At 65.8% G+C, this 5,910-nt stretch carries 5 protein-coding genes; all 5 read left to right on the top strand.

Translation table 11 applies throughout. From position 1 onward, the window contains the following. Positions 1-986, top strand: a 986-nt coding sequence (locus HUK82_RS13755; protein ID WP_176614502.1) for an FAD-dependent oxidoreductase, incomplete at its 5' end; no start/stop codon positions are given. A gap of 2 nt (positions 987-988) precedes the next feature. Beyond that, positions 989-2,269 (top strand): NAD-dependent dihydropyrimidine dehydrogenase subunit PreA, encoded by a 1,281-nt coding sequence (gene preA, locus HUK82_RS13750; RefSeq protein WP_176614501.1) that lies wholly within the window; start codon positions 989-991, stop codon positions 2,267-2,269. 88 nt (positions 2,270-2,357) lie between these two features. After that, a complete protein-coding gene (locus HUK82_RS13745) occupies positions 2,358-4,412 on the top strand; it encodes a phosphocholine-specific phospholipase C (protein WP_394367505.1) in 2,055 nt (684 codons plus the stop codon). 315 nt (positions 4,413-4,727) lie between these two features. Then, positions 4,728-5,201 carry a hypothetical protein gene (locus HUK82_RS13740; RefSeq protein ID WP_246495216.1) on the top strand — a complete coding sequence of 158 codons (474 nt, stop codon included), beginning with the start codon at positions 4,728-4,730 and terminating at the stop codon, positions 5,199-5,201. A gap of 58 nt (positions 5,202-5,259) precedes the next feature. Beyond that, positions 5,260-5,910: mannitol dehydrogenase family protein (locus HUK82_RS13735; protein WP_456304205.1), on the top strand; the 651-nt coding region annotated here is incomplete at its 3' end.

The following is a 5,910-nucleotide window of genomic DNA, read 5'->3' as shown; positions in this document are numbered from 1 at the left end:
GGCAGATGCAACAGGCCACCCACCCGTTCACCCGCGCGGCGCCCACCGGCCGTCGGATCGCCGTGGTCGGCGCCGGGCCGGCCGGACTGGCCTGCGCCCACCGCCTGGCCATGAAGGGCCATGACGTCACGATCTACGACGCGCAGGACAAGGCCGGGGGCCTGAACGAATACGGTGTGGCGGCCTACAAGCTCGCGGATGACTTCGCACAGCACGAGATCGCGTTCGTGGAGCAGATCGGAGGCATCACCGTCCAGCCCGGACACAAACTGGGCCGCGATATGACCGTGGCCTCGCTGACGGCTGCCTTCGACGCCGTGTTTCTGGCCTTCGGGCAATCGGGCGTGCGTGCGCTGGCGCTGGACAACGAGGGGCTGCCCGGCGTGCTTAACGCGGTGGACTTCATCGGCCAGATCCGTCGCTCCCCCACCAAGGCGGACGTGCCGGTCGGCCGACGCGTCGTGGTGATCGGCGGCGGTAACACCGCGATCGACGCGGCCGTGCAGGCCAAGCGGTTGGGGGCGGAGACCGTCACCCTGCTCTATCGTCGCGGCACGGAGACGATGTCGGCCACCGTCGAGGAACAGACCTGGGCGCGGAACAACGACGTTCTGATCCGCACCTGGGCCGCGCCCACGGCCCTGACGGCGACGCCCGACGGTGCGGTGGCCGTCACCTTCACCCGCGGCCGCGCCGTCGATGGCCGCCCGGTCTATGACGGTGCCCCGTTTGTGCTGGAGGCCGACATGGTGCTGAAAGCGGTGGGACAGCTGGTGATGGACGAGCCCGCCCAGATCGGTGGCCCGGCGATCCGGACCGAGGGCGGCCGGATCGCCGTCGATGCCTTCGGCCGTACGTCCGAACCGCGCGTCTATGCCGGTGGTGACTGCACGGCGGGCGAGGATCTGACCGTCGCCGCCGTACGCGATGGACGCAATGCCGCCGAGACGATCCATGCCGATCTGTCCGCGGTGAAGGAGAACTGATCATGGCCGACCTGCGCACCAATCTGGCCGGCATCCGCTCGCCCAATCCGTTCTGGCTGGCGTCCGCCCCGCCCACCGATAAGGAATATAACGTCCGCCGCGCGCTTGAGGCCGGCTGGGGCGGGGTGGTGTGGAAGACGCTGGGCGAGGATCCGCCCGTCGTCAACGTCAGCAGCCGCTACGGCGCGTTCAACCACAACGGCGACCGGCTGGTCGGGCTGAACAATATCGAGCTGATCACCGACCGCCCGCTGGCGGTGAATCTGGCCGAGATCAAGGCCGTCAAGCGCGACTACCCCGACCGGGCGATCGTCGTCAGCCTGATGGTGCCGTGCGAGGAGGAAAGCTGGAAGCGCATCCTGCCTCTCGTCGAGGAGACGGGCGCGGACGGGGTTGAGCTGAATTTCGGCTGTCCGCATGGCATGTCCGAGCGCAACATGGGCTCCGCCGTCGGTCAGGTGCCCGAATATGTCGAGATGGTCACGCGCTGGGTCAAGCAGAACACCCGCATGCCGACCATCGTCAAGCTGACCCCCAACATCACCAATATCCTGATGCCCGCCCGCGCCGCCCTGCGCGGGGGCGCGGACGCCGTGTCGCTGATCAATACGATTCAGTCGGTCGTCGCGGTCGATCTGGACGCGATGGCGCCGATGCCGGTCGTGGGTGGTCTGGGAACGCATGGCGGCTATTGCGGGCCGGCGGTCAAGCCGATCGCACTGCGGATGCTGGGCGAGATCGCCCGTACGCCCGACACGTCAGTCCTGCCGATTTCGGGCATCGGCGGCATCTCCAACTGGCGGGATGCGGCGGAATTCCTGGTGATGGGGGCAAGCGCGCTTCAGGTCTGCACAGCCGCGATGCATTACGGCTTTCGTATCGTCGAGGACATGATCGACGGTCTGTCGAACTGGATGGATGACAAGGGTTTTGCGACCCTCCCCGACGTCACGGGCCGCGCCGTGCCGAATTTCGTCAACTGGAACCAGTTGAACCTGAACTTCAAGACGATCGCCCGCATCGATCAGGATGCGTGCGTGAAATGCGGCCTGTGCCATATCGCCTGCGAGGACACCTCGCATCAGGCGATCGCCAAGACCACGGTCGGCAACCAGCGCCGGTATGAGGTGATCGACGAGGAATGCGTGGGGTGCAATCTGTGCGCCCATGTCTGCCCGATCGATGACTGCATCACCATGGAGCCGCAGCCGGTCGACAGCGTGCTGACATGGCCACAGCACCCCAACAACCCCAACCGCGTAGTGGTGCCGGAGGCCGGCTGAACCGCGCCGCGCCCCGGACGGCCCTTGACGGCCGGCCGGGGCGGCCTGCCATAGTGTCCGGGTCCCGCCCGTGCACAGGATGCCGCTCTTGTCCGTCAACCCGTCGTCCCGCCGCGCTTTTCTCCGTTTCATGGCGGCCGCCGCGGCCACGGCGTCCGGCGTGGTGCCTGAAAACGTGCGTCGGGCGCTGGCCGTACCGGCGCACCGCGTCACCGGCACAATCATGGATGTCGAACATGTGGTGATCCTGATGCAGGAGAACCGCTCCTTCGACCATTATTTCGGCACGCTGCGCGGCGTGCGCGGCTATGGCGATCCGCGCGCCGCCCCCCTGCCGCACGGCGATACGGTGTTCGCCCAGCCGAACCCCAAAGGGGGGACGGTGCTGCCGTTTCGTCTGAACACACAGACGACCAGCGCCGAATGTCTGCCGAGCCTCGACCATAGCTGGAAGGGCACGCAGACCGAGTGGAACAACTGGGACGTCTGGATCAAGCACAAGACGGCCATGACGATGGGGTATTTCACCCGCAACGACACGCCGTACTACCATGCGCTGGCCGACGCCTTTACGATCTGCGACGCCTATCATTGCTCCATTTTCGGGCCGACGAACCCCAACCGGCTGTATTTCTTTTCCGGCACCAGCGGTCTGGCCGTGGACGATTTCGGGCGACAGGTCACGATCAATGTCGACGACGGCAACGTCACCGCCGACATGGCGCTGGACCATCCGGCGTTCCCCGGGTTTACGTGGCAGACCTATGGCGATGCGCTGATGGCCCACGGCGTGGACTGGAAAGTCTATCAGGAACGCGACAACTTCACCGACAACCCCCTCGCCTCGTTCGCGCAGTTCCGCAACCTCGATCCGAATTCCGCGCGCTACAGGGCGGCACGGGCGATCGTGCCGGGCTCCACCCCCGCCACGATGGAGAATTCGGAGGCGCGCTACCTGCTGGCAGCCTTTGAACACGACGTGCGCCACGGCACCCTGCCGCCCGTCTCATGGATCGTGCCGCCGCAGGCACTGAGCGAACATCCCGACGCGCCACCGGGCTATGGCGAGTTCCTGGTTTCCCGGATCATGGACATCTTCGTCCGCCATCCGGAGGTGTGGGCCAAGACGGTATTCATTCTCAACTATGATGAGAATGACGGCTTCTTTGATCATGTCCCACCCCCCGTTCCCGCCCTCGACCCCGCGCAGGGCGTCAGCACGGTCGCCACAACGGGGGAGGATTTCCATGGCGTGCCGGTGGGTCTTGGCCCGCGCGTGCCGATGATCGTCATCTCGCCGTGGAGCACGGGTGGCTGGGTCAATTCGGAACTGTTCGACCACACATCGGTGCTGCGCTTTCTGGAAAAACGTTTCGGCGTTCCCGCCCCCCATGTCACTCCATGGCGACGGGCCGTGACGGGCGATCTGACATCGGCATTCGACTTCACGCACAAGGCAGCGTCCTTTCCCGCCTCCCTGCCGAAAACGGACACAGTGCTGGCGGACACGCGACGGTCCTGCACGCTGATGCCTCCAACGCTGCCCGTCACGCAGGAACGCCCGGTGCAGGAGCCGGGTCAAAGGCCGGCGCGGCCGTTGGCTTACACCCTGCGCGCCGCCCTCGAACCCGCCGGGACGGGCGGGCGGGTCACGCTCGACAACGCAGGCGCCCTGGGCGCGACCTTTCTGGTGTTCAATGGGCAGCCCACCGGTCCGCTGCATGTAACGCTGGCCACGCACACCGCGACGACCCTGCCATTGGGCGACGATCGGGGGCAGGTGCATGGTCCCAACGGCTTCTGGTGCTCGCTGACGACGGGCGGTCACGCGCACTGGCCGCGCATCGCGACGGACATCGACGCGGCATCCGGTCGACTGCTGATCGCGCTTCACCCAACGTCCGAACACACCTGTGCGCTTACGCTGACCCAGCATGCCGCTTACGGGGGTGAGTCCCGGGCCATCACGCTGACGCCGGGAGCGGTACAGACGGTGGCATGGGATCTCGCGTCTTCCGACCACTGGTACGACGTTTCCGTCACCTCGTCCGACATGCCGGGCTTCGTCGTTCGGCTGGCGGGACATGTCGAGACGGGACGCGCCAGCCGAAGCGACCCGTTGCTTGGCGAACCTATGGCCTGACAGCCCGGCGGCAGATCCACACCGGATTGTCTTATGAAGGCACTATAGGACGTGTAATTATACCTCATGACAAAATACATTTCAGGAATATTTAAATATATATTTATTACAGACAGCATAACTACCAGCGTACGTCAGGTTACACATCAGCGCCTGTAGGGCGTTTCTCTTTCGAACAAAAAATCGTTACCAGCCGCACCGGGCGATCGTCCGAAACATGTGCTATCGTCGTGCGTTCCGAGAGTGGTGGGACCACCTGCCACACCATTTGCCTGCGCCTGCGAGACGGCGCTGCTCCTGCAAGGAGAGAACGCCATGTCCCATCGCCAATTTCTACTGCTCCGGCTGTCTGCGTCCGGTGGGCTCCGCGCGCTTGCGGTCGTGCTTCCGCTCGTCGGGCTCGCGGCGTGCGCAAGCACCAGTTCGCTGGTGGCGCAGAAAGAGGACCACCTTGCCGCTGCCGGTTTCGTGGTGCGCCCGGCCAACACGCCCCAGCGTCAGGCGATGCTGAACCGCCTGCCGCCCCACCATTTCGTGCGGCGCGAACACGGTGACGCCATCCATTATGTCTACGCCGACCCGCTGGTGTGCGACTGCCTGTATGTCGGCGACCAGAGCGCCTACCAGCGCTACCAGGCCTACGTGCAAGCGCAGAATCTTGCCGACGAACAGGAAATGACTGCCCAGACCTATCAGGACCAGCAGTGGAACTGGGATAACTGGGGACCCTGGGGGCCCGGTTTCGGCCCGATGGGCTTCGGTCCCGGCCCCTTCGGACCGGGATGGTAGCAGCGATCACCGGACACGCTACCCGGAGGAGACCTTACCCACATCGCAAGGAGCAGGCATGACAGACACACGGACGATACGCCTGGCACAGGACGGTTTTCTGAACCGCCACGCCCTCGGCCCGCTGGCTGAACGCGTGCGGGTGCCGCGCTTCGACCCGGCGTCGCTCCGCACCGGCATCGTGCATCTGGGGTGCGGCAACTTTCATCGCGCGCATCAGGCGGTCGCCACACAGGCCGCCATCGAGGTCGAGGGAGAGGCCGGGCTACGCTGGGGCATCGCGTCGGCGACCATGCGAAAACCCGATCTGGCGCATCAGCTCGCCCGTCAGGACCGGCTCTTCACCGTTCTGCAACGCGACGCAGAGCGGACCCATCCCATTGTGATCGGCAGCCTGTCCGAGGTGATCTTCGCACGCGACGACCGACAGGGGCTGGCCGCGCGCATTGCCGACCCGCAGACGGCCATCGTCTCCCTGACCGTAACGGCGAACGGCTATTGTCTGGAGCCCGCATCCGGGTTGCTGGACGCCGCCCACGACGACATCCGCCACGATCTTGCATTCGGGCGACCCGGACAGCGGCGCGACACCACGGAACTGCGCTCCGTCGCCGGTATCCTGACCCACGGGCTGGCGCAGGTTCGGGCCGCCGGGCACCGCCCGCCCGCCGTGATCAGTTGCGACAATCTGCCCGGCAACGGCGCGATG

The organism is Ameyamaea chiangmaiensis (assembly GCF_013376175.1).
Classification (GTDB): Bacteria; Pseudomonadota; Alphaproteobacteria; order Acetobacterales; family Acetobacteraceae; genus Ameyamaea; species Ameyamaea chiangmaiensis.
The sequence above is the reverse complement of the archived record's forward strand: the minus strand, read 5'-3'. Positions and strand labels throughout refer to the sequence as shown.

Excerpts from the sequence above, each read along its gene's own strand:
- preA (WP_176614501.1), top strand. The coding sequence starts at position 989 with ATGGCCGACCTGCGCACCAATCTGGCCGGCATCCGCTCGCCCAATCCG.
- HUK82_RS13740 (WP_246495216.1), top strand. The coding sequence starts at position 4,728 with ATGTCCCATCGCCAATTTCTACTGCTCCGGCTGTCTGCGTCCGGTGGG.